Source organism: Williamsia soli, assembly GCF_017377795.1.
Lineage (GTDB): Bacteria > Actinomycetota > Actinomycetes > Mycobacteriales > Mycobacteriaceae > Williamsia > Williamsia soli.
The window spans coordinates 1-26,948 of record NZ_JAFRDR010000006.1 but is presented as its reverse complement, the minus strand read 5'-3'; the positions used below and the strand labels follow the sequence as shown (position 1 = coordinate 26,948).

Sequence of the window (26,948 nt, the reverse complement as noted above, 5' to 3'; positions counted from 1 at the left end):
TCCCCCAGCGCCCCGTGTGCAGCCCAGCTCCCCGTCGCTTGACTCCCCGAGCAATACCCTAGGCTGTTGTCCGCCACACCGAGTGTCGTGGCTTGGTCGTTCGAGGGGCGAATTGGACCTGGGGGATATTCGTGCGTGGGACGTCGCGGGACTGTCCACGTTGCAGACGACGCTGGCCGGTCGAGGGGACACGCTGACGGACGTCCAATCAAAGCTTCAGTCAATTGGTCAGTTGCCGGGCTGGCAGGGCGAATCGGTTCACGCGGCGAGACAAAAGTTCACCGTCACCGCCGATGACCTCTCCGACGAGATTGCAACCATCAGTGCGGTGCAGGAACTCGCGCGACAGACCGAAGTCGCAGTAGAGCATCTGCAGGCCGAACTGAAGACGCTCGAGAGCGATGCCGCATCGAACCAGATGACGCTGCACGACGACGGGCAGGTCACCTACAGCACGGACGGTAAAGACGCCGACGAGATCGAACGATTGAAGCGTGCGGAGTTGCAGATCGAGACTGCTGCGCGCGCCCTGATCACGCAGGCCACCGACGTCGATTCCGATGCCACTGCCGCACTTCGAAAGGCTGCGTCGGGCGAGATAACCGCCGGTGACGCCACGTCCACCGAAGACATCAAGAGGACCGGTCGCGAGCAAGGAAGTCTCACCACAGTTCCGCCTGCGCCACGCCTGACGCCACTGGATGCCAAAGAGTACTGGGACGCGCTGTCGCCTGAGCAACAGAACTACGTTCTTGCGCAACATCCGGGGTGGGTCGGCAACGTCGACGGCATTCCGGCCACAGTTCGCGACCAGGCCAACCGAGCAATGATCCCCGTCGAGAGGGCCCGACTCGAGGCGGAACGTAAACGGTTGCAGGACAACATCGACGACAATCTTTTCGGCGGCACGTTCACGAATGAAGACGCAGCACTCTGGTATGTGGAAGAGAAACTAAAGGATCTAGAGGCTGTCGAGACGACACTGGGGGAAGTCGACCCCGATACCGATCGGCCTCGCGACTTGAAGCTGATGCTCCTCGACATGACAAGTGGCGAAAGAGGTCATGCAGCAGTGGCAATCGGCGATCCCGATACCGCCGATCACGTCTCGGTGACCACCCCAGGGTTCGGGACCACTGTCGACGGCAGCCTGGGCAGCATGGTCACCGAGGCCTCGAATCTACAGAAGGAAGCAGTACGGCAGCTCGAGTACATCGGCGAAAGGGATCCAAAAGTGGCCACGATTGCCTGGATCGGATATGACACTCCGAATGTGACCGGCCCCGGCAATTTCGACACAGCTAGGGGCGGTATCGACGTAGCCTCAGACTCCAAGGCTGATGATGCCGCGTCCGACCTTGCCAACTTCTACAAGGGGGTCGATGCGGCGTCCGAAGCGTCTGATCCCCACATCACAGCGATGGGCCACTCGTATGGGTCGGTCGTCACATCGCACGCGCTCCAAGAATCGCACGGCGCCGGTGTGGACGACGCAGTCTTCTATGGTTCGCCAGGCTTGGGTGATGCAGGCACCGTGTCGACAGTCAATGCACGCACGTTGGGTCTGGACGAAGGAGGTGCATTCGTGATCGAAAATGACGGTGACGCCATTGCCGACATCGGCGGATTCATCGGATATGGCGGCGATCCGACAAGGACAGGCGACCTGGTGCAGTTGACAGCCGACGAAGGCGTCGACCGCACCGGGATTGCCCGCGAGGGAGGAAGCGGCCACGCGGACTATCCACGATCCGTCAAAGGCCCCGACAACAGCGAATGGCTCCGGATGGCTGGATACAACTTGGCGTCAGTGCTCTCTGATTCTGGGCTCGAGATCAGGGAACCACAGTGACCAGCACAACGAGACCACCCAGGAAGTGGCTTCGACCACTATTTGTCACCGGCGCCATACTCGCAGCCGTCGCTGCAGTCCCGATCATCGGGCTCCTTGTACTCCTACACATGTACGAAAGCACCGACGACCCTTACGGAGGAAAAGTGTCAGCTGAAGAACTCTCCCGGAATGATCAACACCTCCGTGGTTTGCCGTCATACCAGGACAGCATTGCTCAGCTCGACGCATTCCTCGTCGTTACCAGCGACGCGCTCACCAAAGCGTTTCCCTATCTGCAGTTCAGCTGGAGCAATGAGCGCACCTTCACCACCTGCCATGGATACTCCGAGAACGCATATAGGGGGCAGTCCGCGACGCGCCTCGCGGACCTACCTGTGGCACCGGACGATTGGGATCGAGCGTTCCGGATCGTCGTCGATCACGCCGCAACGCTCGGACCGGTGGAGACCGGGGCGTTCCATGATCAATCCACAGTGCACGACACCCTGATCACCGCTGGGGGCTTCAGCATCCGTTTCGGATCCATCAAGGCAACCGGACTGAGCGGCGACACCCCATGCCGACTCCCCCAGTCCGTCCTCGATCAGGCACCCTGACTCGCGGTACACCCTGCCTGAAGTGAGGTAATCCCCACACGCACCGAGCAGGCGCCGCGAGTTAGAATGCCTGGGTGGTCATCTTCTTCGAAGCTCTTTTGGTAGTGGCGAGTGTCCTGATCGTCTGGTTCGGCGTGTATGTCCTGTACCGATTGATCACTGACGAATCGTGACCCGATCCGGCAACGAGGCGGTCAACCAGGCGGAGATCCGGGCGCAGGAAACCGGCGCCCGGAACGTTCCGGCGCTGCCTGACCTGCCGTTACCTGACGACACCGCCAACCTTCGACGGGGTGCTGATCTGCATCCCGGCCTGCTCGCACTACTCCCGTTGGTGGGTGTCTGGCGAGGTGAGGGCGAGGGTAACCACCCCGAGACCGGCGACTATCGCTTCGGGCAGCAGCTCATCGTCAGCCACGACGGGCAGAACTACCTGAACTGGGAAGCCCGCAGCTGGACGATCGACGACGATTCCAATTATGTCGGCCCCGATGCCCGCGAAACCGGCTTCTGGCGGATCGGCGACGACGACACCATCGAACTCCTCCTCACCCACGCCGAGGGCTGGGTCGAGATCTTCTACGGCACGCCGTTGAACCAGACGTCGTGGGAACTGGCCACCGATGTCGTGATCAAGGCGGCGTCCGGGGTCAAGGCCGGTGGAGCCAAGCGCCTGTACGGACTCGTCGAGGACGGGGACCTGGCCTACGTCGAAGAAAGAGTTGACTCGGACGGCGACCTGGTGCCCCGCGCCTCCGCCAAACTGAGTCGCTACGCAGGCTGACCCGCGCTCCGATAGCCCGCTGCGAGTTCGTCCTGCAAGGATGTGCGCGTCGGTCGCCAGCCGACCTCCCGTGAACGCACATTCTCACTGACCACCTGATCGAGCAAAAGTGCGTCAGCGAACGCAGCGCCCAAACGGGCCCGCGTCGCATCCACCTCCTCCGCAGTCTGCTTCGTTCCCGCGTGCGCAACGCGGTAGAGGTCGGCAACGGTCACCGACGTGCTCGCTCCGATCAGTCGGCCACCTGGATTAGCCTCCAACGCAAGCACGAGAGGCCGCCGACCACCGGTCCTGAGATCGCTTGTACGACAGCGCATCGAACAGGCCCTTGTCCGTCAACGAGCGGGCTGTGTTGCCGAGGACTGTTGCGAGAACGGCACACTCAGCGCCCACAACGGCACGGTCGGCAGCGGTAAGGGCACGATCGTTGCGTTGGCCTACAGACGAGAACAGACCCCGCACCACCCGCGGGAAGCGGGTTGACCGACCTTGGACGAGGTCGAGGTGCGGGGTCCGGTGACCACCGTGGATTAGCTCCATACCGCCTGAGGCACAGAACATTCCACAAAACGGCCGGTTAGCTGGTGGTCACCTCACGTGTCCTAGAAATCAATTTCAGACCACCTCCTTCCTCGTGTAACGACGAAGCTACTCCCGGTTGCGAGACTCGGCAACAGCTTTTTCTTCCGGCGAACAAGCGGTGAGATCGACGACCAGGTCAGCCCGGTGTTCGCGTGGTAGTTGGTGGGTCACCATCACCATCGCCCGCTCGGGTTCGAGCATGCCGCCATCTCCATCGAGCAGCTGTGCCTGCACGATTGCCGCGTCGCTACGGTCGAGATTCTCCGCGGGTTCGTCGATGAGGAGGATCGGTGCAGCGTTGATCAGGGCCCGGGCCAGCAGCAGGCGGCGGCGCTGGCCGCCACTGATCGAATCGGCCCCCGCGTCGAGCTCGGTGTCGAGGCCGTCGGGCAGGCCGCGGACCCATGCACCGAGTCCCACTCGCTCGATGGCCGCCATCAGTTCGTCCTCGACGGCATCACCCCGTGAAACGAGAAGGTTCTCCCGCACGCTGGTCACGAAGATGTGCCCGTCCTCGGCGAAATACCGCACCATCGGTTCACTGTCTTCGGCGTGTTCGACACTGCCCGCCAACGGATTCAGCAGACCCGCGAGCGTCAGGAGCAGGGTCGACTTGCCGCACCCGCTGGGTCCGACCACCGCTATGCGGTTCCCGGGCGCGATATCGAGATCGAGGCCGGTGTCACCGCCGAACTCGGTACCGCCCGGCCATCCCCAGCGCAGCCCGCGCACCCTGATCTCGCCGCGGTCGAGGCCGGGCGAGAGGCGTGGCTTCACCGGGCGGTAGTCATCCGATCGATCGATCATGGCCATGATGCGGCGGGCTGCGCCGCGGCTGCGCTGCAGTTGCAGCGCGGCCTCGGTCATGGCGCCGGTTGACTCGAACGCGCTCAGCGGCAGCAGGATCAGCACACCGAGGGCCATGGGTGAGACCTCGTCTGCCAGCCCGATCCCGACCAGTGAGGCCACCATGACCGAGATACCCACGGCCAGCGGCATTGCGGCCGTTCCCCAGGCTCCCTGTGCGGCGCCTCGATCAGCGGACCGCTCGGTATCGAGTTCGGCGGCCCGCGCATCGGCGAGCACACCCTGTTGCCGCCGGGCCACGGCGAGTTCGGGAGCGTGGTCGAGCAAGGTCATCACGGCCTCGGCGCTACGTTGCTGCGCGGCCGAACCCTCGCGGGTGGCCCGCGCTGCACCACGTGCGGCCAGCCAAGGCGCGATCACGGCGCTGACAACCAGACACAGCGCCAAGGCCAGAGCAGCCCACCACGACACGATCGCCATGACCGCGACGGCCGCGCCCGAGACCACAGACGACACCCCGATCGGGATGAGCGCGCGAATGACCGCGTTGCCGATCTCGTCGACGTCCGACCCCGTACGTGCGAGCAGTTCGCCCCGCCGGAGACTGACCGAATAGCCCGCAGGTCCTCCGGCCAACGCCTGGTAGAGCCTCCGACGGGCAGTCGACATGGCGTCCAGGGCCAGGTCGTGCGTTGCCAACCGTTCGAGGTAGCGGAACAAGCCGCGGGAGATCCCCAGTGCCCTCACCGCCGTCACGGCCACCGAAAGGTACAGCACCGGCGGCATCTGCCAAGCCCGGGTGATGAGCCAGGCAGACAGCGCGGCGAGAGCCAACGCGCTCCCTGCTCCCAGGACCCCGAGCCCGAGTGATCTGGCGACGGGCTTGCCGCGCAGTTCGAGCAAACCCATCGCACGCCAGAGCGGGTCGCCGCGCAGTCGTTCACGCACGACGCACCTCCGCGACGTCTATGATGTCGTCTCCGATGGCGATCATCGCGGGCCGATGCGCGACCACCACGACCGTGTCTCCCGCCCGGGCGCGGGCTTGCAGCGCTCGCGCCACGGCGGCCTCCGACGCGGGGTCGAGGTGGGTGGTCGGCTCGTCGAGCAGTAGCAGTGGAGCCGGCGACGACAGCACCCGTGCCAGGGCAAGTCGTTGCCGCTGCCCCGCCGAAAGACCAACTCCCCCGGTGCCGAGTCGGGTCTGCCACCCGTCCGGCACATCGTCCAGGACGCTGTCGAAGCCGCTGACCCGGCACGCAGCCTCGCGCTCGGGGTCGCCGACGGGTCCGAGCAGTTCGAAGTTCTCGGCGACGGTACCCGGCACGAGGACAGGATGCTGCGGAAGCCACGCGACCTGCTCCCACAACGCCTGCCGGTCGAGTTCTGTGACGGGCACCGAGCCGATGAGGACCGACCCCTCGTCGGGGGTGTGGAGTCCGAGCATCGCCGCGAGCAACGTCGACTTGCCACTGCCGTTGGGTCCGGTCAGCACCGTCACCCGACCCGGGGTGATGGTGGCGGTCAGATCGTGCGGTGCCCAGCCATCGCGGCCGTGTACCCCGAGCCCTACAACGGAGATGACCGCGCCCGCGACCGCCACCGAGCGGGTGGCGGGTGCCATACGGGTCTTCTCGTCTTCGATGATCGCGAAAATCTCTCGCGCACTGGCCACTCCGGCCTCCGAGTTGTGGAACTGCGCGCCGGCCGTCCGCAACGGTAGGTAGACCTCGGGGGCCAGGATCAGCGCGAAGACAGCTCCGTACAAACCCATCTCACCGAACACCAGTCGCAGGCCGATGCTCACCGCCACCAGGGCCACGCTGAGCGTCGCCAGGAACTCGAGGATCGCACCAGAGAGGAAAGCGACCCGCAGAGCCTGCATCGTGCTCCGGCGATGGGCCTGCCCCAACTCTTCCACCCGTGCTGCGGGATCGCGCTCACGCCCGAGTGCCCGCAGAGTCGGGATGCCGGCGATGAGGTCGAGGAGTTGAGATGACAACCGGCTCATCGCGTCCAGACGATCGGCGGTGCGCTCACGCGTCATCAGTCCGATGAGAATCATGAAGATCGGGATGAGCGGCAGCGTGATGACCACGATGACCGCGGACGTGAGATCCGCCCATGCCATCACGACCACGAGCACCGGAATCATGATCACCGAGAGGATCAGGGCCGGAACGTATCCGGTCAGGTACGGGCCGACGGCCTCCAGGCCCCGGGTGAGGGTCGTGGCCAGCCGATCCCGTCCGCGCAACAACTCTCGCGGCGACATCAGAGCCGGATCCGAGACCGCCGCCAGCGCGGCGCCGCGCAATTCGGCGATCACCCTGGAACTCGCGCGGTGGGCGTACCGATCGTGGAGGTAAACCGCGCCCACTCGAATCAGAATCGCCGCAGCCAGGGTGGTCAGATGCCAGGCCTGCGCATCCAGACTCCGCAGACTCGGCGAGACGATCAGTTCCGACAGGATCGAGGCGACCATGGCGGCGGTCACGATCACTGCGATCACCTGGATGACCGCCATCAGTACTGTGAGCGCGACGTACCGCCGCGATGCCGAGGAATACTTCAGCAATCGCGGGTCGATGGGCGGCCCCGACGTCGACCGTCGTCCCGTCTTCGTGGGCTGGTCGACCGACGTCATGTCGACTTCTCGGCCACCTTCCGTTCTCGCAAGGGAAGCCCGATCGACGGCGGGATATGACTGGTCGAAATCCGTTGGCGGAAGACCCAGTACGTCCAGGCCTGGTAGCACATGACGATCGGGGTGATGATCGCCGCCGCCCAGGTGATCACCACCAATGTGTAATGACTGGAGGCACTGCCCTCGATGGTCATGTCGAAGGCGGGATCGGTGGTTGACGGGATCACGTTCGGGAACATCGATCCCAGGATGAGAACCACAACGCCCGTGATGGCGACCGTCGTGGCGACAAATGCCCACCCTTCCCGGCGGGCGAACGCCAGGGCAGTCGCCGAGATGATCGCCACTGCCGCGACTCCCAGCGCGATCCAGGTCCAGTCCTTGCCGTATTCGATCTGGGTCCACAGACCCCACACCGCCGCCACGACAGTCGTCGGCACCGCGATCCACCTGGCTGCCTTCATCGAATCTTGTTGCAGCTCATCCGATGTCTTGAGCGCCAAGAACACCGCACCGTGGGTTGCGAACAACATCGCCGTGGCGACACCACCGAGCAGGGCATACGGAGAGAGCAGATCGAAGAAGTTGCCGGTGAACTGCTCCTCGCCGTCGATGGGCAAGCCGCGCACCAGGTTCGCGAACGCAACACCCCACAGCACCGCGGGTAGCCACGAGCCCATGCCGATCCCGACGTCCGCCCACCAGCGCCAGCGCGGATCGTCGATCTTGCCACGCCACTCGATGGACACCACCCGCACGATCAAACCGACGAGGATGAGGAACAGGGGGATGTAGAAGGTACTGAACATCGTCGCGTACCAGGCAGGGAACGCCGCGAACAGGGCGCCACCACCGGTGATCAGCCACACCTCGTTGCCGTCCCAGACCGGACCGATGGTGTTGAGCATCGCCCGCCGCCGCGTGTCACCGGGCACCCCGTGTTTCGCGCGGCCCAGGAAGGGCATCAGCATGCCGACGCCGAAGTCGAATCCCTCCAGGATGAAGTATCCGAGGAACAGGAACCCGACGATCGCGAACCAGAACTCTGGCAAACTCATTGAGTACTCCTGCCGATCTCAGTAGGCGAACGAGAGATGTTTGGGTTCATCGGACTTCGGACCGTCCTCTGCCTTCGACGGATCATCCGGCCCGCCATCACCGTCCGGCCCGTCATCCGCGGCGCCCGCGACCGGGGCCGCCGGACCCTCGCGGGTGTACTTGCGGATCAGGGTGAACCAGATGAGTCCGAGCGCACCGTAGAGCAGCGTGAAGATGATCAGTGACGTGAGCACGAGGTAGCCCGAGTGTCTGCTCACACCCTCCTGCACCGTCAGGTGGATGTTCTCCAAACCCCCTCCGGCACCCAGCGATTCCGGGTTCGGTGCCACCATCCAGGGCTGTCTGCCCATCTCGGTGAAGATCCAGCCGGAACTGTTGGCCAGGAACGGTGTCGGGATCATCCAGATCGCAAACGTGCCGAACTTCTTCGAGTCCGGGATACGCCCGCGCCGCATCAGCCAGAGTGCGAGCAGTGCCAGAGCGCCCGAGCCGACCGCCCAACCCATCATCGCGCGGAACGCCCAGTACGTGACGAAAAGGTTGGGCTTGTAGTTTCCGGGCCCGAAGTTGGCGACATGCTCGGCCTGCAACTCCTCGACACCCTGCAGGGTCGAATCGAAGTTGTTGTCTGCCAGGAACGAGAGGAGATTCGGGATCTCGATGAGGTGCGTGACCGCTTCACAGTTGTTCTGTGTCCCGATGGCGAGCACCGAGAACCCGACCCCGGTGTCCGTGGTACACAACGATTCTGCCGAGGCCATCTTCATCGGTTGCTGTTTGAACATGAGCTTGGCCTGCTGATCTCCGCTGATGGCCAACGCGATTCCGCTGATGATCATGATCCAGAGTGCGAGCCGCGTCACCGGACGGTACAGGGTGCGGGCGTCGCGCTCGAGTTGATCTGCGGTCTTGCCGTGCATCGAGGGCGCGAGATCGTCGGCGACGGCGGTTGCCGAACCCATTTCGGAGCCCACAGGCACCGCGAGCCGGAGCTTCTTCGCGCGCCGCATGTTTCGGACCATCCACCAGCAGCCGATACCAGCCACGAAGGTGCTCGCGGTCAAGAACGCACCGGCGATCGTGTGAGGGAACGCGGCCAGTGTCGTGCTGTTGGTCATGACGTCCCAGAGGCTTTTCAGCTCTGGACGCTGCTTCTCCTCGTTCCACTGCGCGCCGACCGGGTGCTGCATCCACGAGTTGGCGGCGACGATGAACCATGCCGACGCGTTGACACCGATGGCCACCATCCAGATCGTCAGCAGGTGCACCTTCTTCGGCAGACGGTCCCAGCCGAAGATCCACAACCCCAGGAATGTCGACTCCAAGAAGAAGGCCACGAGACCCTCGAGCGCGAGTGGTCCTCCGAAGACGTCGCCGACGAAACGACTGTATTCACTCCAGTTCATCCCGAACTGGAACTCCTGGACGATTCCGGTCGCCACGCCCAGCGCAAAGTTGATGAGGAACAGCTTGCCGAAGAACTTGGTGGCGCGCAGCCACGCCTCGTTGCCGGTCACCACCCACACTGTTTGCATGATCGCGACCATCGGCGCCAGGCCGATGGTCAGCGGGACCAGGATGAAGTGATAGACCGTCGTGATCCCGAACTGCCACCTGGAGACGTCCAGTGCATCCATTTTTGCCTCATTCGACGTACTGCTACTACCGACCGTAGTAGTTGCAGGTTACGCCGCTCGAGCAGCCTCGAACAAGCAAAATCAGGGCCATTTCGACGTGCCGCTGACCACATACGGGTCACTTGGGTAGAAGGTCCCACCGCAATGAGGACCGACGTCCCCAGGGCTCTCGTCGATCGCGCGGTGGCGGCGACGGCGACGGATCAGTCGATCGCGCGATCGACCAGTGCCGAGAAGTCCTCCGGCCGCTCCGGAGCCGACATCTGGTAGCCATTGAACTCCGTGATCCGGGCGGCAAGGGTGATGCTCGACACCAGCCACACCGCATCGGCACACACCAGATCCGCGGGGCGCAGCGTACCGATCTCGGTCTGCCAGCCTTCTTTCTCTGCCTGCGTGAAGATCGCCTGTTGCATTGTGCCGCCGAGGATTCCGCTCTCGGGCGGCGGAGTCATGAGATTCTTTCCCTCGACCGCGATCACCGTCGAGCGCGGGCTCTCGAGCACGATTCCCTCACTACTGAGGTAGATCACATCGTCGGCCCCCTGGTCCTGCGCGTACCGAAGCGCAGCCATGTTGGTGGCATAACTCAGGGTTTTCGCGCCCAACAGCTGCCACGGCGCGGTCGCCGCGAGGTCGATCGAGTAGCCACGCGAAGCGGTGATGACCTTGACGCCGTTCTCGCGGACCACGGCGGCACGAGCGGGAACGGGGCCGACCGTCAGATATTCGGTTGCACCGCCGATGTCGCGCGTGAGTCCGGTGTCATCGCGCTCTCTGCTGACCACCGCGTCAACGGGCGCAGATTCCCTGCCGCGCGAGTAGACCACCCGCATCAGTCCCTCTGCGTTGTCATTCTTTTCCGCCCACACCCGAGCGCCGGTACCAATCGCCGAAGCCCATTTCCCGGCGTCGGGCGCGGGCAGGTCCAGCGCCTTCGCGCTGCGGGCAAGTCGCTGTAGGTGCAGGTCAACGATCCGCGCCCGACCGTCTCGGACCAACAGGGTCTCGAATATGCCGTCACCGCGCACCGCTGCGAGGTCGTCCCCATGCAGGATCGGGACGTCTGGATCGAGGACAGCACCGTCGATGGTCACCAAGATCGATTCAGCCATGTCGGCAAGAGTAGCGAGGACGCTCGTACCATTGACAACGTGACTGAATTGTTGGACTCATTGCGCGCCATCGGCGCCGTCGGCGGCCCGGAAGAATCACTCGACGAAGCCGTTGCTTGGCACTTCGGTGACCCGTTCGGCGAGCAACGTGCCGCTGCGACGTCGGCGGTGATGATCGACCGCTCCCATCGTGGCGTGATCGCGTTGACCGGCCCTGAACGTCTCAGCTGGCTGAACACCATCTCGAGCCAACTGGTGACGGATCTGTCCGATGGGCGGAGCGCCGAAAACCTCAGCTTGGACGGCAACGGGCGGGTCGAAGACCACTTCTTGCTGACCGACCTCGACGGGACCACCTGGATAGACACCGAGGGCTTTCGCGCTGAGGCGCTCGCCGCCTTCCTGACCAAGATGGTGTTCTGGGCCCAGGTCGAGGTCGCAGCGCGCCCCGATATGGCGGTACTGACGCTCATCGGTCCTGAAACCCGCACCGGCGCCATCGCTCAACTGCTGAAAATACCCAGGACAGCAACAGTTTACGATGCCGGCGTCCTTCCCGACGGTGGATTCTGGCGCGTCATGCCCGCTCTTGGTGAACACGCTGCAGTCGAGACAATCGATCTGATCGTGCCGATCGATCAGCTCACCACCTGGTGGTCCAGCCTGACCGCGGTGGGCGTACGGCCCTCCGGTACCTGGACCTACGAAGCCCTGCGGGTATCGGCGCTGCGTCCCCGCCTCGGTGCCGATACTGACGAGCGGACGATTCCGCACGAGGTCAACTGGATCGGCTCACCCTCCGAGTTCGGTGCCGTGCACCTGAACAAGGGTTGCTACCGCGGGCAGGAAACGGTCGCCCGGGTGCACAACCTCGGGAAGCCACCCCGCCAGATGTTGCTACTGCACCTGGACGGCAGTGCAGATACGCGCCCGGTCACCGGCGACCCGGTCATTGCCGGCGGACGCACCGTGGGGCGTATCGGCACCGTCGTCGAGCACTACGAGTACGGACCCATCGCGCTGGCCTTGATCAAGCGAGGCGTCCCCGCCGACACAGCACTGGAAACCGGTGGTACGAGCGCCGCCATCGACCCCGCCTCGGTCCCTGCGGACGATCGCGTTCAGGCCGGGCGGGCCGCGATCGAAAGATTGCGTGGCAAATGACCCTTCCCACGGGCAAGGTCTTGGCGGTCTGCGCTGTACATGAGGACCTCCCGCTTGCGGGGACCGTGGGCCGCAGCGCCATCGACAAGCGCCCGGTCGAAGGCCCGGTCGCCGTCGATGAGTTCGGGCTGACAATCGACCACAGCTGTGACGTCAAACATCACGGCGGGATCGATCAAGCCGTCTACGCCTACTCAGACGACGAGGCCCGACGCTGGGCGACGGAGCTCGGCCGCGACCTCGGCTACGGCTGGTTCGGCGAGAATCTGCGGATCTCAGGCATGCCGACCACCGACGCCATGATCGGTGAGCGCTGGCAGATCGGCGGGACGCTGCTCGAGGTCACGATCGCCCGAACCCCGTGTCGCACCTTCGCCGACTGGTCCGACGAGGACCGATGGGTCAAACGCTTCTACGAACGCGCGGACGTCGGCTGTTATCTGCGCGTCATCGAGTCCGGTGCGATTCAGGCCGGCGACGACGTCAGGGTGACCTCCCGCCCCGATCACGGGGTACTGGTCCGACATCTCATCACGGGCCCCGACCCCGCGTCGCTCGAGAAACTCCTCGCCGGCGAGGATCTCCCACCGAAGGTCGTGAGGGACGCGACCCGGTGGCAACGCAAGAAGTCCAAGTAAATTCGCCGCTCACGCGCCGAGCCGGTCCGCATCATGCTTGCGGGCGCGCTAGACTGTTTCTCACGACCATATTTGTAAACACAGAATGGGGCCGCCACATGTTTGGCCGCCCCTTCATTGCGCGAGGGGGTCCCCTATGGGCCGCGGCCGGGCTAAGGCGAAGCAGACTAAAGTTGCTCGTGAACTGAAGTACAGCACACCGAATACCGACTTCGACAGTCTGCAACGAGAGTTGTCAGGCGGTGATTCCGTGGATCCGAACGATGAAATCGCGGACGATCGGTGGTCCGACGAAGAAAGCTGGCGGCGCGCCTGACAACGCGCTCGGAGGCAGCGCCCCAGTGGTGGCTTCCAGCCGATCTTTCACAACCCCCTGACAGCTCGCCTCAGGCGGTCATGTTTCTATGCCCTAGGCAGACTGAGGTCTGACGGCAAGTACACAAGCAAAAACCCCGGGATGTTCCCATCCCGGGGTTTTCGCTTTGTCGCTGTATCGGCCACGTGACCGGTCCGACCAGGTCAGAACCTCGGGTGTTCGCCCATCAGCTCCGCGACGCCGGTCTTCGAATGCTTCGCGTGCTCGCCGGTCTTGGCTGCGTGGGACTTCTTGATCGAGCCCAACACCCAGCAGTTCAGATGACGTGCCGTGAGCACAGCCAAAGCGCGGTCGGTGTCTTCTGGCGCCACCACGGCGACCATCCCGACACCCATGTTGAAAGTGCGTTCCATCTCGACACGCTCGACGCGGCCGCGCTGCGCGATCATCTGGAAGATGGGCGCGGGGGTCCAGGTGCCCCGGTCCAGTTCGGCCACCAGGCCGCTGGGGAGCACTCGCGCCAGGTTGTCTGCGAGTCCGCCACCGGTCACGTGGGAGAACGTCCGCACATCCGTCTCGGCGGCCAGTGCGAGGCAATCCTTCGCGTAGATGCGTGTCGGTTCGAGCATTTCCTCGCCAAGAGTGCGTTCGAACTCTTCGACGTGCCCGCCGAGATCCATGTGGCCCCATTCGAGGAGCACCTTGCGCGCGAGCGAGTAGCCGTTGGAGTGCAGCCCGGAACTGCCCATCGCGATGACGACGTCGCCCGGTCGAACTCGGTCCGGTGAGAGGACCGAGTCGGCCTCGACGATGCCGACACCGGTGGCGGACAGGTCGTAGTCGCCTTCTGCCATCAGCCCGGGATGTTCGGCGGTCTCGCCGCCGAGCAAGGTGCACCCGGCCTCGACGCAGCCGTCGGCGATGCCCTTGACGAGCTCGGCGACCACTTCGGGGACAACCTTGCCCACCGCGATGTAGTCCTGCAGGAACAGCGGCTCGGCGCCGCAGACGACCAGGTCGTCGACGACCATGGCAACCAGGTCGCGGCCCAGGGTGTCGTGCTTGCCCATCGCCTGCGCGACGGCGATCTTCGTGCCCACGCCGTCTGTGGACGAGGCCAACACAGGCTCGCGATAGTCGCCCTTGAGTTTGAAGAGGCCGGCAAATCCGCCCAGTCCACCCATGACCTCCGGTCGCAGGGTGCGCTTGGCATGCGGCGCGAACAGCTCTACCGCCCGTTCGCCGGCATCGATGTCCACTCCCGCCGCAGCATAAGAGGCGCTGGGCTCGTTGTCGGTCATCGGCGTGAGGTTCCCGTTCTCGAAGGTGGCAGTTCGAATCTGCCGGGTGAATAATCCGGTCTCACGCTACCCGAGAGGTTCCCCATGACTTTTTGATGGGACCGAATGTGCAGTTCTGAAGACGGAATCGACTGGTCCCACGGCTCTGTCGCCGCACACACAAACGACCGCTCAGGGCCTGCGGACCGCGCTGACGTTGTCGTTGTCGGCAAGGGCGTTCTGACCCGTCGCGGCGTTGGTGAGCATGGTCTCCAGCACTGCCTTACCCATCGATGTCTCTTTCGGGAGTTCGATCGGGTACTCACCGGTGAAACATGCGGCACAAAGATTTTCGGCCGGTTGCTCGGTGGCTGCGATCATCTCTTCCGTGCTGATGTAGCCGAGCGAATCAGCGCCGATGGCGTGACGCACACCGTCGACGAGATGCTCTTCGGAGTCCATGCCGTTGGCGATCAGCTCTGCCGGGGAAGCGAAGTCGATGCCGTAGAAGCAGGGCCACCGCACCGGACTGGAGGCGATACGAACGTGCACCTCGGCTGCACCGGCCTCACGGAGCATGCGGATCAGTGCACGCTGGGTGTTGCCGCGAACGATCGAATCATCCACGACCACAAGTCGTTTGCCGCGAATGACCTCTTTGAGCGGGTTCAGCTTGAGGCGGATGCCGAGCTGACGAATGGTCTGCGACGGCTGGATGAAGGTGCGGCCGACATAGGCGTTCTTCATCAGACCCTGGCCGTACGGAATGCCCGATTCCTGGGCGTACCCGACGGCGGCCGGGGTGCCGGATTCAGGTACCGGGATCACCAGGTCGCCGTCGGCCGGGAACTCACGGGCCAAGCGGCGTCCGATCTCGACGCGGGTGGTGTGCACCGACCGGCCGTTGATGACGCTGTCGGGGCGGGCGAGGTAGACGTACTCGAACACGCAGCCCTTGGGGGTGGGCTTGGCGAATCGCGAGCTGCGGACGCCGTCGGCGTCGATAGCCAGCAGCTCGCCAGGTTCGATGTCGCGGACAAACGATGCGCCGACGATGTCCAGAGCAGCGGTTTCGGAGGCGACCACCCAGCCGCGGTCGAGACGGCCGAGACACAGCGGGCGTACGCCATGCGGATCGCGGGCGGCATAGAGGGTGTGCTCGTCCATGAACGTCAGGCAGAACGCACCCTTGAGGGTCGGGAGCAGATCCATGGCGGCTTGTTCGATGGTGGAGTCGGCAGCTCCGTGAGCCAGTAGTGCACCGACGACGTCGGAGTCCGAAGTGGCTCCCCCGGCGCGGCGCGAATCCATCAGACCGAGATCGCGGGCCTTGCTCGCGAGCTCCGATGTGTTGACGAGGTTTCCGTTGTGGCCGAGCGCGACGCCGGTACCGGCAGCGGTGGTGCGGAAGATCGGCTGGGAGTTCTCCCAGGTGGTCGAGCCGGTGGTGCTGTAGCGACAGTGACCGATGGCGACGTGACCTTGCATGGCGCCAAGGGTCTGCTCGTCGAATACCTGCGAGACCAGTCCAAGGTCCTTGAACACCAACACCTGTGAGCCGTCGGCAGTGGCGATGCCTGCCGCTTCCTGCCCTCTGTGCTGCAGCGCGTACAAGCCGTAGTAGGTGAGCTTGGCAACATCCTCACCAGGGGCCCAGACACCAAAAACCCCGCATTCTTCGCGGGGTTCGTTTTCTGGCTCGTCAATATCGAGCAAGTTCTTGCTGTTGATCGACAGCTCGGTCACTGGCACTCCCATGAGGTTGGGCTGGGGCTGGTGGAGGGCGTATGGCTGAGTCTACGGGCTGGGTCCTGACGTAAGCGAATCATCGCGGCGTGTCTGCGTGACACCCCGCGTCAACCTCCTGGTCAGACTCTTGCCAGCGGTAACCAGTGAACGATGTCACCCGCGCGGCTCCCCGACGCCGACGCTTTTCCGGAGTCGAGGGCCCCCGCCAGGTCGAGACGACCGGTCACCAGCAGCAACCACGTACGGGCATCGGTCTCGACGACATTCGGCGGTGTCCCCCGGGTGTGGCGGAGTCCTTCGATGCACTGCACCGCGACGAACGGCGGCACCCGAACCTCGACCGAGCCACCCGGTGCCAGCTGCGCGAGAGTGCGTGCCGTGGTGCGGACGGCGTCGGCGATCTGGGGTCGCGTCGGCTCGGCGGCGTCGGGGTCGCGCAACCACTCCGCAACGGCGTCGACGGCGGCGCGCATCGCGGCGGGCTCGACTGTCTTATAGGTGGCCACACCCCCATGGTGTCAGTTATCCACAACCCGCTCGGGCTTCGGGGCCGCTGTCGGATTCGAGCGCTATTGTCATTGACGTTGGAGGGGGGCCATCCGATGTCAGTCTTTCGCGCAGACGCTGCGAGCATGACAACGAGCGCGGCGAAGTACCGCGCATTTGGGGCGGAGATCGAAGAACTGGACGCCACTTCGGCGACCAGCCAGGTCGCCGGTGCGCTGACGGGTTCGAAGACCGCCGTCGTCGCGGCGCGCAGCGGAGAAGCAGTCGATACCGCGTTATCCGCGGTTGCGATCCGGCTCAGCAGCTATGCGGACAGCACAGACAAGAGTCGCGAGGCTTTTGACGGCGCGGAGGATCTGGCTTCGCGTGCGTTCACCGGGCTGTGGCTCTGAGGTGGGCTACACAGTCGGCGGCGTCAGGGGGTGGCGCCCGTCGGAGCTCGGCGATGCGGCGACCGATCTCGCGACTGCGAACAGCGACTTCGAGGCCAAGCTGAACGCGGCCCGAGCTGTGGCGCAATCGCTGCACGAGGGCTCTCAGGGCACGACCGCGGATGCGGCCTGGGACAAAGCAGAGAAGGACCATCGCCTAGGAATACGAGTCGCCGACGCCACAGACGCGGTGATCGAGACTCTCCGGAGCGGCTCGGCACGACTGCAGTCGGTCAGGGACAACGCGATCGCCAAGGTCGACTCCGCGATCTGGAGTCAGTTCCAGGTCGGCGACGACTGGAAGGTGGGCCACTACTCGATTGCCGGTCCCTTCACGAAGGACGAAGTCGCCGCGCAAGAGTCAGCACGCAAGGCTCACCAAGAAGCCATCAACGACGCGGTGAAACAGCTGACCGACGAAGACCAGGCAGTCGCCTTCGCGCTCGACAGCGCGAACGACGAACTGGACGCCACGAAGGTCGACGTCGCCGCGGGACGCGACTACGCACCCCCTTCACTGGTCGGCCTGACGCCGGAACAAGCCAAACTCGTCGTCGACGACCCACGGTTCCAAGAGTGGGTGAAGAACCATCCGGATGCGGCAAAGCCGTTGTTGGATGCGGCCTTTGATGCGGGAACGATTCCGAAAGGCTTCTACGGAACGTTCCTACAGAGCTACTGGCTTCGAGAGTCGCTGGAAGACGCCGGTATCGACGCTTCACAATGGGATCCCTCCAAGGGCACCGAGTTCAACAGCGCGACGATCACGAAGGTGTACGAGTACTACGGGCAACTGTTCCTGGACAATCCCGAGATGCAGTGGGCCGGTATGGCGAACATGATCGGCCCATCGTTCGCCGGAGGCTTCTACGATCTCGCATCCATGCGCGATATCGCGAAGGCGATCAAAGGCCCCTCCGGTGTGATGCTTCCCGACCAGATCGAAGGTATGACCCGCGCCATCGCTGGTATGAGCGACGAGGAACTCGCGTACTACGAGCAGAAGTTTCTCAGCATGCAGAAAGAGATTTTCGAGGATCAAGCGCCGATGCATGAGGCGTACCTGCACGGTGGGACCGAAGAGATTGATCGCATGCGGCGAGCCGCTCTCATCGACGACAAGACACAGGTAGCTTGGCACCAAATAAGTGCTGGAACTGAACAGGGCCACCCTCAGCTCGTTTCGGAAGGAAACAAACAACTTCTGCAACGTGAGCAACTCGAGATCATCGATGACGACTACGACGAGATGCGTAGCCGTCCAGTGACTGGCGAAGCCATGACCTGGATATTGACCACGGTGGGTACGCCGTCCATACCCGGAGCTCAGGCCTATCCCGAGGTATTCCCGACCGAGATCTCGGTCGACAATTCGAGATATATCCCCGGCGAGACGAGAATCGAAACGCCATTTCCGGACGGAAACATCGCTGACCGGCATGACCGCTGGAAGCTGATCACCGAGGACACGCTACCCGCTTATCAGGAACTCCTGGCCAGTAACCCGGATGCGGCCAGGCAGATCATCGGCTCAGACTTCGACTCCCGTATCGAAGATCAGCGTCTTGCAAACCAGTCCGGACAAGTCATCGATCGCATGCTTAACGACTGGAAGGTAGAACATCAGTGGTGAAGTCGATACGGGTACTGACGATATCGGCAGTACTCGCCCTGTCCACGGCGGCATGCGTCTCAACAACAGGTGGAAGTGAAGGCAGCTTCGTGGAATCTACTCCAAGTCCCAACACACAGCCAGAATTCTCTGTGCTCACCGACGATGGAGTGCAACAAATAAAAGACACGGGTAGAGCACGCTTCGACCTACGCGACCGTGTCCTCACCAATGCCGAAGCTGGGGTGGCTCCCGAGTCCAGACAAGAAGTCATTATCGGGAATCCCGGTGACCCTGATATTCAGCTAACCCTCGTCGGCCCCGAAGGCGAAGTTACCATATCGACCCAAACCATCTGGTTCACCCATTTGGACGAGCACAGCTTTACGGAGATCATCTTCTTTCGCGCTTTTGACACACCCGAAACAGCGCAGCAAGAACTCAACGAAGCAGTCACACGATGGGGAATTCTCCCAGAGAACATAGAAATGTGGTCGAGTGTCTCAGGAAAAGTTCAGGACGACAAGGTGAGGCGAAGCCTGGGGACTGGCGTCGGCGCTACCGGACTCATCGTGGGGATGAATGCAAGTATCAAGAATGGAAACCAAGTCTTTCACTACATCGTTGACCTAGACCCTCGAAACTACAACGCAGAAAACATCGCGAATATCCGCTCAACCGGGATCGGTAGGCGAGAGCTCAATTGAATCCACCTGATCGAAGCGCCACTCCCCGCCAGCACGGGCAATCTTCGGCCACGAACGGCCCCGCGGTGGGTCTCGATCCAAGGGACTACACCGCAAACATCGACGCCATTCGAACTACCGGGCGAAGCATGCGCACCAATGAACTCGGCGAATGAACCGACCATCAACAGCTCCGGGCCCGTCAGCAACGGGCCAACACATCGCGACCTCGCCGGAAACCGCATTCGAGAGTCCCCGGGTGAGATTGGCGTGTGCGGTTGTACTGACATTCACCGTCACGCTGCTTGCCGCAATCGCGGTCACCAACCGAACGAGACCAACAACGTCATCAACCGCCGGCCTGCTCCGCCAGGATCAATATTCCTACCTCACCCATGAGGGCGTGCAACAGATCAAAGACAACCGGCGCGCACGTTTCGATCTGCGCGACCACACGCTCACGAACGAGGAAGCGGGCGTGCCACCCGAGTCCACGGGCGAGGTCATCATCGGCAACCCCGGCGACCCCGACATCGACCTCACCCTCGTCGGACCCAACGGCGAAGTGACCATCAGCACCCAAACCATCTGGTTCACCCACCTCGACGAAGACACCTTCACCGAAATAGTTTTCTGGCGCGCCTTCGACACCCCCGAAGGCGCCCAACAGGAACTTGCACAAGCCAACCCACGCTGGGGAATAAGGCCTTCGAAGGTCGAGACCTGGACCGGGATCGCCAAAGACGCCGGCGATGAGAAAGAAAAGTGGAACCTCGGTTCGGGAATCGGACCCACCGGCCTCATCGTCGACATGAACGCAAGCAGCAAAAACGGCATCCAAGTGTTCCACTACATCGTCGACCTCGACCCACGGAACTACAACCCCGTCAACCTCGAAAACATCCGCACCACCGGCATCGGCAAACGAGTTGTCGGTTGACGATTTCACGCACTACGCGACACACGAACCCAAATGGCCGAACACTACTTGTAACTACTGTCTCAGTCGCGGCACTCATACTGTGCGCCTGCACATCAACCACCAGCAACTACGCCGCAACATCCAGCAACACCGCAGCACCTGAGTTCTCCTCACTCACAGAGGACGGTGTGCAACAGATCAAAGACAACCGACGCGCACGCTTCGATCTGAGCGACCGCACGCTCACGAACGAGGAAGCGGGCGTACCACCCGAGTCCACGAGCGATGTCATCATCGGCAACCCCGGCGACCCCGACATCGACCTCACCCTCGTCGGACCCACCGGCGAAGTAACCATCAGCACCCAAACCATCTGGTTCACCCACCTCGACGAAGGCAGATTCACCGAGATCATCTTCTGGCGCTCCTTCGACACCCCCGAAGGAGCCCAACAGGAACTTGCGCAAGCCAACCCACGCTGGGGAATCCACCCCGAAAACGTAGAGATGTGGACCAGCGTGTCATCGAGGGCGGGCTCCGAGAAAGTCAGACGGAGCCTCGGCACGGGCATAGGACCCACCGGCCTCATCGTCGGCATGAACGCCAGCACCAAGAACGACGTCCAAGTCTTCCACTACATCGTCGACCTCGACCCACGGAACTACAACCCCGTCAACCTCGAAAACATCCGCACCACCGGCATCGGCAAACGAGTAGTGGAATGACCCCGACTACGCTTCACGGAGAACCTGCACTTCAAAAGGAGCGTCACCGCCATCAGCGCCACCCTGCACGCCTCCGGCCTCTCCGCCGGACACGGCGAACGCACACTCTTCTCCGATCTTGACCTCACCGTCTCAGACGGCGATGTCTTCGGTCTCGTCGGTGCCAACGGTGCAGGCAAGTCGACGTTGTTGACGCTGCTCGCAGGGGTCGGAACGGCTGATCAGGACGGCACGATCACCCTCAGCCCGCCGGACGCCGAGGTCGGCTACTTGGCGCAGGAAGCTTCTCCTATCGCCGGCGAGACCGTGCGCGAGTTCCTCTCCCGACGCACCGGGGTCGCGCAGGCCCAGGCCGCGATGGACTCGGCGGCGGAAGCGCTGGGTGACGGTGGTGAGGACCTCTACTCCCCCGCACTCGAACGGTGGCTCCACCTCGGTGGCGCGGACTTCGACGAACGAGCCGACCAGGCGGCCGCGAATCTGGGCCTGACAGTCGACCTCGACCTCCCTATGCAGGCGCTGTCCGGCGGGCAGGTGGCACGCGCAGGCCTCGCGGCCCTGCTGTTGTCCCGTTACGACATCTTGCTGCTGGATGAGCCGACCAATGACCTCGATCTCGACGGCCTCAAGCAACTCGAAGAGTTCGTGGCGGGCTCCCGCACACCCATGGTCGTGGTCAGCCATGATCGTGAGTTCCTCGCCCGCACCGTCACCGGCATCGTCGAACTCGATCTGGCCCAGCAGCAAGTGTCGGTGTACTCCGGCGGCTACGAAGCCTTCCTGGTCGAACGCGAGGTCGCACGCCGACACGCCCGCGAAGCCTATGAGCAGTACGCCGGCACGAAGGATGCCCTGACGGAACGCGCACAGATGCAACGCAATTGGATGGAGCACGGAGTACGCAACGCGCGCCGCAAGTCCAAGGACAACGACAAGGTCGGCAAAGGACTTCGTCTGGAGTCGACCGAGAAGCAGGCGTCGAAGGCGAGGCAGACCCAGCGCCGTATCGAGCGCCTCGAGGAGGTCGCCGAGCCACGCAAGGAGTGGGAGCTGCGGATGGAGATCGCCGCCGCGCCGCGGTCGGGAACCGTGGTTGCCACGCTCAACGACGCCACACTCACCCGCGGCGACTTCACCCTGGGTCCGATCAGCACCCAGGTCGACGCCGGAGATCGCATCGTCATCACCGGCGCGAACGGATCAGGGAAGTCGACACTGCTATCCCTGCTGCTCGGCACGCAGGCACCGGACTCCGGGTCTGCGTCCCTGGGATCGGGAGTCCTCGTCGGCGAGGTCGATCAGGCGCGCGACCTCTTCACCGGTGACGCACCCCTCGTCGACGCGTTCGCCGCACACGTGCCCGAGCAGACCGACGCAGAGGTGCGCACCTTGCTGGCGAAGTTCGGTCTGCGTGGGCACCACGTGACGCGGTCGGCCAGTTCGCTGTCCCCCGGTGAACGAACCCGGGCCGCACTGGCATTACTACAGGCGAGGGGCGTGAACCTGCTGGTCCTCGACGAACCGACGAACCACCTCGACCTACCCGCCATCGAACAGCTCGAGCAGGCCGTTGAATCGTTCGACGGCACCGTTCTGCTCGTCACGCATGATCGACGCATGCTCTCGACGGTTCGCGCCACCCGCCGGTGGGTGCTCGATGGAGGGACACTCACCGACGCTCTGGTCTAAGTCGAAATTCTGCTGACCTATTGGAGTCCGTGACACGATGGGGCCATGGGCACGGATGTGAGCACCCGCGAGTTCAGCCGAGAGGACCGACGCCGGTTCCGCGAGCAGGTGGGGCGCTGTACCGAAGCCGTCGCCCGCATGTTGTCGGACGGCCTCTTCACCGACCAAGGCAACCCTCCGGAGCCGCTGCTGGGCATGGAGGTCGAACTCAATCTTGTTGACCGGGCCATGAACCCGGCGATGTCGAACGCGACCGTGCTCGAGGCCATCGCCGATCCTGACTACCAAACCGAGCTCGGGCAATTCAACATCGAGATCAACGTCGCACCGCAGCCATTCACCGGCGGCGACACGGTCTCCCTCGAGGACGCACTGCGTGATTCATTGAATCGCGCCGAAGCGAAGGCCGCCGAAACCGACAACCACCTCGTGATGATCGGCATGCTGCCGACGTTGCGGCAAGAGCACTTCGCCCATCAGTGGATTTCGGCAAATCCCCGGTACGACCTGCTGAATCAGCAGATCTTCGCTGCCCGCGGGGAAGACATCGAGCTCGACATCACCGGCGTGCCACTCACACTCGGAGGCCAATCCGAGAAACTCAGGACCTCGATCGACTCGATCCTGCCCGAGGCTGCGTGCACCTCGCTGCAGCTTCACCTGCGAGTGGCGCCCGAGACCTTCGCCGATCATTGGAATGCCGCGCAGGCGATCTCGGGCGTCCAGGTCGCACTCGCAGGCAATTCACCATTCCTGGCGGGCTCCGCACTCTGGCACGAGAGCCGAATCCCGGTGTTCGAGCAGGCCACCGATACGCGTCCGCAGGAGCTGATCAATCAGGGTGTTCGTCCCCGGGTGTGGTTCGGAGAACGGTGGATCACCACGATCTTCGACCTCTTCGAAGAGAACACCCGGTACTTCCCCTCGCTGCTCCCAGTGGTCTCCGACGACGATCCGCTGGCGCAGTTGGACGCCGGCGAAACCCCGGAGCTCACCGAACTACGCATGCACAACGGCACCGTGTACCGCTGGAATCGGCCCGTCTACGACGTGATCGGTGGGCAAGCACACCTGCGCGTCGAGAACCGAGTGCTGCCGGCGGGCCCGACGGTCCTCGACATCATGGCCAACGCCGCCTTTTACTACGGCGTCCTGCGTGCGCTTGTCGATTCGGATCGTCCGATCTGGTCGCAAATGTCGTTCAACGCCGCGTCAGAGAATCTTCATGCCGCAGCCCGCGACGGCATGGACTGCCAGTTGTACTGGCCCACAATGGGTTGGGTGCAACCTGACGAATTGGTCTTGCGCCGGTTGCTGCCATTGGCGGACGAAGGCCTGCAAAGTTTCGGAGTCGGCGCGGATGCACGTGATCGCTACCTCTCCGTCATCGAAGGCCGGGCCCTCGCGCGCCAGACAGGTTCGGTGTGGCAGCGTGCGTCTTTGGTGGCCCGCGAGGAAGCAGGCGACAGCCGCGAGGTGGCATTGGCCGGGATGCTGCGCGAGTACATAGATCGGATGCACGACGGTGCCGCAGTGCACACCTGGGATGTGTGAGAACTGCTGTGCTGTAGCGATTTACGTGGATGAGTTCTGACTGGCGCGCGAGTAACGCGCCGGCGTGACGCCGAACTCACTGGTGAAAGCAGAGATGAACCCGCTACTCGTGGTGTAACCAACCGCCGCCGCGGTGGCGTGTACGGGTTCGGCCCGGTCGAGGAGTTCGACAGCGGCGAGCATTCGAGCACGCGTTCGCCATCGGCCATACGTCATCGCAGTTTCAGCGGCGAACCCTCGGAGAATTGTCTTTTCACTGACGCCGAGTTCGAGGGCCCACTCGGACAGAGTCCGTTGGTCGCCGGGGTTTGCGATGATCGCACGTGCGACCGTCCGTGCTCGATGATCGTGCGGCAGCACCAAGGCGTCCGGTGCTCCTTCCGTACTGTCGTTCATCAAGTCATAGAGCAGCTCCTGACAGGCACGCCGCCGAGCAGAAGGCAGCGACGCATCGGTCAGATGGGTCAGCAGCTGCACGGCGAGGGGATCGGCGGTGAGTGGTTGCGGACGCGTCCACCTATCGCCGTCAGGGGTCCGTTCCGGCGGTGAGTACAGACTGATCATGCTGCCCTCTGTGAGCAGGGTGATGTGGTGGATCGCGCCACCGGGTAGCCACACGAGATGATCGGCATGCACGTGCCAACTGCTGGCTCCGACCACGACCCTCATCCGACCGCGACGCATCCAGACCAATTGATGTTCGCGGTGGTGATGTTCGCCGAAGTCGAGCACTCCCTCGGTCCGATACTCAAAAACTTCGCAAGCGGTCGATGTCCGATCAGCCGTATCGGCTACCGGAGATGCCACAGCGAGATCAGTCACGTATGACTCTGCGGACATCTGCTATGTCCCTCCTCCGCTACTCAAGTCCGTTTGGCTGCATAGACCGACTTCGATAGTAAGGCTAGCCTCACTCTGTCGCGTCCGCCGGAACGGCCGCGATCTGCACGCATCACATCGGTGATCTGCGCGCCCGCCTAAGTCTTTCGAGGAGTTCGATGTCCCGCCGTCCAGTCTCGTCCCGGTTCCCGATCCACAGCAGGTCGGTGATCTCGGCCTTCGTGGTGAGCGCCGCGGTCCTGGTGTCGTCTGCATGCAGTTCGAGCGAGACGGCCCCACAGGAACCGATCGACCTCAACGCCGACCCGGCGGCTTGCACAGACGCAGACAACGTCGCCCCGGCCGAGCGGGCCTCCGGCCCGTTCACGTTCACCGACGGCCGTGGCCGCACCATCACGCTGGACGAGCAGCCCACGCGAATCATCGCTGACGAAGAGTCGGCCGCCGCGTTGTATTCGATGGGCATAAAGCCCGCAGGAATCTGGTCGACGACTCCGCTCAGCGTGAGTCCGATACTCAAATGCCTCGACCTGGAGGGCGTCGAGTCAGTGGGCGAGACATGGGGCACAGTAAACCTGGAGAAGGCTCTTTCGCTGGAGCCAGATCTGTTTGTAGGCGAGTACAACCCCCGCTTCGAGCAGTTCGGCAAGCTCACATCCGCCGAGGATTCAGCTAAGGGCGACCAGCTCGATCAGATCGCGCCCACCCTCGGCGTCACGCTCGATACGACCTCGACCACCCAGACGATCGAGAACTACCAAGCTCTCGGCGCAGCTCTCGGCGTGAATCAGAACAACGACGAGATGATCCGTATCAAAGCCGAATTCGATGCCGCAGTCGCCAATTTCAAGAAGGTGGCGGCAGATCACGGAGACGTGGTCGGCATGGGCATCTGGCCCCTCGAGGTTGCCTACGTTCTCGAACCGAGCGCGGACCCGGATTTCAGCGACTACACCAGCTGGGGCCTGAACATGTACAAACCCGACACCACTGATGACGGATACTGGCGCAAGTTCGCCTGGGAGACGTACCCCACCGATGCCGCCGACCTGCTCTTCGTCTACCACGACGTATCAGGCGCCGCGAACGTCAACCTCGCCGATATCAGCGAACGCTTCCCGATCTTCCAGCGCAGTCCGGCCGTCTCCGAGGGCCAACTGGTCCTGTGGGACTACGGTGCGAACAAGAGCTACCCGCGATACACAAAGACCATCAACGCATTTGCCGACGCCCTCGGCAAGGCAAAGAACGTCAGCGGCCAATGATTGTCAGACGGACCGCAGGTGCTGCGCATTGCTGCTCGCCCCATAATTGACGTGCTGTCAACATGTTTCATCCCCGCCAGCATGAGGCGTCGGTGTGTCGGGCGGTGGCCCGCTGAGTTCTCGGTTGCGTTGTTCGAGGTCTGCTTTGCGGCGTGCAAGCATGGCCTCGCGGGCCTCGATCAAGGCTTCGTCGGGATGGTGGGCGCGGTTGACCCTGGGTTGTCGTTCCGGGTCGAGGAACGCCGGTGGTATCCACGCGCAGCGTCCGGCGTCGGGGCCTTCGGTGATCATGATGGTCTGCCACTGATGCTCGCCGGGCCCGATCAGCTTGTGGTGCTGCGGGCATGCCGGGGCCAGGTAGGTGATGTCGGTGAGCCCGCCCTGGGCCCATTCGACGGTGTGGTGGGCTTCGGCCCACATCGCCGGAGCTGAGCATCCCGGGGATGAGCAACCGCGGTGCGCGGCGAACATCGCCAGGCGTTGGGCCT

At 63.4% G+C, this 26,948-nt stretch carries 25 protein-coding genes; 14 read left to right on the top strand and 11 right to left on the bottom strand.

The features are described 5' to 3' along the window. The first annotated feature begins 112 nt into the window (after nucleotides 1–112). The 3 genes from J3S28_RS16640 (at nucleotide 113) to J3S28_RS16630 (ending at nucleotide 3,235) form a co-directional block, all read left to right on the top strand. The gene (locus tag J3S28_RS16640) at nucleotides 113–1,852 is read left to right on the top strand and encodes an alpha/beta hydrolase (RefSeq protein ID WP_207841858.1); all 1,740 of its coding nucleotides are present in this window, start codon (nucleotides 113–115) and stop codon (nucleotides 1,850–1,852) included. 110 nt (nucleotides 1,853–1,962) lie between these two features. Then, the gene (locus J3S28_RS16635; protein ID WP_207841857.1) at nucleotides 1,963–2,451 is read left to right on the top strand and encodes an LppA family lipoprotein; all 489 of its coding nucleotides are present in this window, start codon (nucleotides 1,963–1,965) and stop codon (nucleotides 2,449–2,451) included. Between the two features lie 169 nt (nucleotides 2,452–2,620). Next, on the top strand, nucleotides 2,621–3,235 hold the full coding sequence (locus tag J3S28_RS16630) for a heme-binding beta-barrel domain-containing protein (RefSeq protein WP_207841856.1): 615 nt from the start codon (nucleotides 2,621–2,623) through the stop codon (nucleotides 3,233–3,235). On the opposite strand, the gene J3S28_RS16625 is transcribed toward J3S28_RS16630, so the two are convergent. From J3S28_RS16625 to J3S28_RS16600, 6 genes are all read right to left on the bottom strand, one after another. Continuing rightward, nucleotides 3,223–3,450, bottom strand: a complete 228-nt coding sequence (locus J3S28_RS16625) for a hypothetical protein (protein WP_207841855.1) — start codon at nucleotides 3,448–3,450, stop codon at nucleotides 3,223–3,225. The genes J3S28_RS16630 and J3S28_RS16625 overlap by 13 nt on opposite strands. A 433-nt stretch (nucleotides 3,451–3,883) precedes the next feature. Next, nucleotides 3,884–5,533, bottom strand: coding sequence for a thiol reductant ABC exporter subunit CydC (cydC, locus tag J3S28_RS16620; protein ID WP_207842145.1), 1,650 nt, complete (start codon nucleotides 5,531–5,533; stop codon nucleotides 3,884–3,886). A gap of 31 nt (nucleotides 5,534–5,564) precedes the next feature. Further along, entirely contained in the window at nucleotides 5,565–7,271 is a 1,707-nt protein-coding gene (gene cydD, locus J3S28_RS16615; protein WP_207841854.1) for a thiol reductant ABC exporter subunit CydD, read from the bottom strand. Continuing rightward, a complete protein-coding gene (gene cydB / locus J3S28_RS16610) occupies nucleotides 7,268–8,329 on the bottom strand; it encodes a cytochrome d ubiquinol oxidase subunit II (RefSeq protein ID WP_207841853.1) in 1,062 nt (353 codons plus the stop codon). Before cydB ends, cydD begins: the two co-directional genes overlap by 4 nt. A gap of 18 nt (nucleotides 8,330–8,347) precedes the next feature. After that, the gene (locus tag J3S28_RS16605; RefSeq protein WP_207841852.1) at nucleotides 8,348–9,967 is read right to left on the bottom strand and encodes a cytochrome ubiquinol oxidase subunit I; all 1,620 of its coding nucleotides are present in this window, start codon (nucleotides 9,965–9,967) and stop codon (nucleotides 8,348–8,350) included. 203 nt (nucleotides 9,968–10,170) lie between these two features. After that, the gene (locus J3S28_RS16600) at nucleotides 10,171–11,082 is read right to left on the bottom strand and encodes an aminodeoxychorismate lyase (protein ID WP_207841851.1); all 912 of its coding nucleotides are present in this window, start codon (nucleotides 11,080–11,082) and stop codon (nucleotides 10,171–10,173) included. Nucleotides 11,083–11,121: 39 nt separating this feature from the next. On the opposite strand from J3S28_RS16600, the gene ygfZ reads away from it, so the two are divergent. The 3 genes from ygfZ to J3S28_RS16585 all read left to right on the top strand — a co-directional run bounded on the left by ygfZ (nucleotide 11,122) and on the right by J3S28_RS16585 (nucleotide 13,200). Then, nucleotides 11,122–12,246, top strand: coding sequence for a CAF17-like 4Fe-4S cluster assembly/insertion protein YgfZ (ygfZ, locus tag J3S28_RS16595; protein ID WP_372436020.1), 1,125 nt, complete (start codon nucleotides 11,122–11,124; stop codon nucleotides 12,244–12,246). Next, a complete protein-coding gene (locus J3S28_RS16590; protein WP_207841849.1) occupies nucleotides 12,243–12,884 on the top strand; it encodes an MOSC domain-containing protein in 642 nt (213 codons plus the stop codon). Before ygfZ ends, J3S28_RS16590 begins: the two co-directional genes overlap by 4 nt. A gap of 136 nt (nucleotides 12,885–13,020) precedes the next feature. Continuing rightward, nucleotides 13,021–13,200, top strand: a complete 180-nt coding sequence (locus J3S28_RS16585) for a DUF3073 domain-containing protein (protein ID WP_207841848.1) — start codon at nucleotides 13,021–13,023, stop codon at nucleotides 13,198–13,200. Nucleotides 13,201–13,403: 203 nt separating this feature from the next. On the opposite strand, the gene purM is transcribed toward J3S28_RS16585, so the two are convergent. The 3 genes from purM to J3S28_RS16570 all read right to left on the bottom strand — a co-directional run bounded on the left by purM (nucleotide 13,404) and on the right by J3S28_RS16570 (nucleotide 16,735). Then, nucleotides 13,404–14,501 carry a phosphoribosylformylglycinamidine cyclo-ligase gene (gene purM, locus J3S28_RS16580; RefSeq protein ID WP_207841847.1) on the bottom strand — a complete coding sequence of 366 codons (1,098 nt, stop codon included), beginning with the start codon at nucleotides 14,499–14,501 and terminating at the stop codon, nucleotides 13,404–13,406. 171 nt (nucleotides 14,502–14,672) lie between these two features. After that, nucleotides 14,673–16,226 carry an amidophosphoribosyltransferase gene (gene purF, locus J3S28_RS16575; RefSeq protein ID WP_207841846.1) on the bottom strand — a complete coding sequence of 518 codons (1,554 nt, stop codon included), beginning with the start codon at nucleotides 16,224–16,226 and terminating at the stop codon, nucleotides 14,673–14,675. Nucleotides 16,227–16,348: 122 nt separating this feature from the next. Continuing rightward, nucleotides 16,349–16,735 (bottom strand): sterol carrier family protein, encoded by a 387-nt coding sequence (locus J3S28_RS16570; RefSeq protein ID WP_084893848.1) that lies wholly within the window; start codon nucleotides 16,733–16,735, stop codon nucleotides 16,349–16,351. Between the two features lie 126 nt (nucleotides 16,736–16,861). Between J3S28_RS16570 and J3S28_RS16565 the strand changes: the two genes are divergently transcribed. The 7 genes from J3S28_RS16565 (at nucleotide 16,862) to J3S28_RS16535 (ending at nucleotide 24,355) form a co-directional block, all read left to right on the top strand. Then, nucleotides 16,862–17,128 (top strand): hypothetical protein, encoded by a 267-nt coding sequence (locus J3S28_RS16565; protein WP_207841845.1) that lies wholly within the window; start codon nucleotides 16,862–16,864, stop codon nucleotides 17,126–17,128. Between the two features lies 1 nt (nucleotide 17,129). Next, nucleotides 17,130–18,800: a hypothetical protein gene (locus J3S28_RS16560; protein WP_207841844.1), complete on the top strand. Its 1,671-nt coding sequence runs from the start codon at nucleotides 17,130–17,132 to the stop codon at nucleotides 18,798–18,800. Beyond that, on the top strand, nucleotides 18,794–19,486 hold the full coding sequence (locus tag J3S28_RS16555; protein WP_207841843.1) for a hypothetical protein: 693 nt from the start codon (nucleotides 18,794–18,796) through the stop codon (nucleotides 19,484–19,486). The genes J3S28_RS16560 and J3S28_RS16555 overlap by 7 nt, the downstream gene beginning before the upstream one ends. A gap of 151 nt (nucleotides 19,487–19,637) precedes the next feature. Next, nucleotides 19,638–20,405, top strand: a complete 768-nt coding sequence (locus J3S28_RS16550) for a hypothetical protein (RefSeq protein ID WP_207841842.1) — start codon at nucleotides 19,638–19,640, stop codon at nucleotides 20,403–20,405. Between the two features lie 170 nt (nucleotides 20,406–20,575). Next, complete coding sequence (locus J3S28_RS16545) at nucleotides 20,576–21,112, top strand: hypothetical protein (RefSeq protein WP_207841841.1); 537 nt, start codon at nucleotides 20,576–20,578, stop codon at nucleotides 21,110–21,112. 51 nt (nucleotides 21,113–21,163) lie between these two features. Next, nucleotides 21,164–22,801, top strand: coding sequence for an ABC-F family ATP-binding cassette domain-containing protein (locus tag J3S28_RS16540; protein ID WP_207842144.1), 1,638 nt, complete (start codon nucleotides 21,164–21,166; stop codon nucleotides 22,799–22,801). A 45-nt stretch (nucleotides 22,802–22,846) separates the two neighbouring features. Next, nucleotides 22,847–24,355, top strand: coding sequence for a glutamate-cysteine ligase family protein (locus tag J3S28_RS16535; RefSeq protein WP_084893840.1), 1,509 nt, complete (start codon nucleotides 22,847–22,849; stop codon nucleotides 24,353–24,355). A gap of 21 nt (nucleotides 24,356–24,376) precedes the next feature. Here J3S28_RS16535 and J3S28_RS28775 read toward each other — a convergent pair whose 3' ends face one another. Further along, entirely contained in the window at nucleotides 24,377–25,195 is an 819-nt protein-coding gene (locus J3S28_RS28775) for a helix-turn-helix domain-containing protein (protein ID WP_372436019.1), read from the bottom strand. A 158-nt stretch (nucleotides 25,196–25,353) separates the two neighbouring features. On the opposite strand from J3S28_RS28775, the gene J3S28_RS16525 reads away from it, so the two are divergent. Continuing rightward, nucleotides 25,354–26,460 (top strand): ABC transporter substrate-binding protein, encoded by a 1,107-nt coding sequence (locus J3S28_RS16525; protein WP_207841840.1) that lies wholly within the window; start codon nucleotides 25,354–25,356, stop codon nucleotides 26,458–26,460. Between the two features lie 57 nt (nucleotides 26,461–26,517). On the opposite strand, the gene J3S28_RS16520 is transcribed toward J3S28_RS16525, so the two are convergent. Beyond that, a partial coding sequence (locus J3S28_RS16520; RefSeq protein WP_207841839.1) for an HNH endonuclease signature motif containing protein occupies nucleotides 26,518–26,948 on the bottom strand: 431 nt, incomplete at its 5' end.

Coding starts and splice junctions, on each gene's coding strand:
- J3S28_RS16635 (WP_207841857.1), top strand. CDS start 1,963: ATGTACGAAAGCACCGACGACCCTTACGGAGGAAAAGTGTCAGCTGAA.
- cydC (WP_207842145.1), bottom strand. CDS start 5,533: ATGGGTTTGCTCGAACTGCGCGGCAAGCCCGTCGCCAGATCACTCGGG.
- cydD (WP_207841854.1), bottom strand. CDS start 7,271: ATGACGTCGGTCGACCAGCCCACGAAGACGGGACGACGGTCGACGTCG.
- cydB (WP_207841853.1), bottom strand. CDS start 8,329: ATGAGTTTGCCAGAGTTCTGGTTCGCGATCGTCGGGTTCCTGTTCCTC.
- J3S28_RS16605 (WP_207841852.1), bottom strand. CDS start 9,967: ATGGATGCACTGGACGTCTCCAGGTGGCAGTTCGGGATCACGACGGTC.
- J3S28_RS16600 (WP_207841851.1), bottom strand. CDS start 11,082: ATGGCTGAATCGATCTTGGTGACCATCGACGGTGCTGTCCTCGATCCA.
- J3S28_RS16590 (WP_207841849.1), top strand. CDS start 12,243: ATGACCCTTCCCACGGGCAAGGTCTTGGCGGTCTGCGCTGTACATGAG.
- J3S28_RS16585 (WP_207841848.1), top strand. CDS start 13,021: ATGGGCCGCGGCCGGGCTAAGGCGAAGCAGACTAAAGTTGCTCGTGAA.
- purM (WP_207841847.1), bottom strand. CDS start 14,501: ATGACCGACAACGAGCCCAGCGCCTCTTATGCTGCGGCGGGAGTGGAC.
- J3S28_RS16565 (WP_207841845.1), top strand. CDS start 16,862: ATGACAACGAGCGCGGCGAAGTACCGCGCATTTGGGGCGGAGATCGAA.
- J3S28_RS16550 (WP_207841842.1), top strand. CDS start 19,638: ATGAACCGACCATCAACAGCTCCGGGCCCGTCAGCAACGGGCCAACAC.
- J3S28_RS16535 (WP_084893840.1), top strand. CDS start 22,847: ATGGGCACGGATGTGAGCACCCGCGAGTTCAGCCGAGAGGACCGACGC.
- J3S28_RS28775 (WP_372436019.1), bottom strand. CDS start 25,195: ATGTCCGCAGAGTCATACGTGACTGATCTCGCTGTGGCATCTCCGGTA.
- J3S28_RS16525 (WP_207841840.1), top strand. CDS start 25,354: ATGTCCCGCCGTCCAGTCTCGTCCCGGTTCCCGATCCACAGCAGGTCG.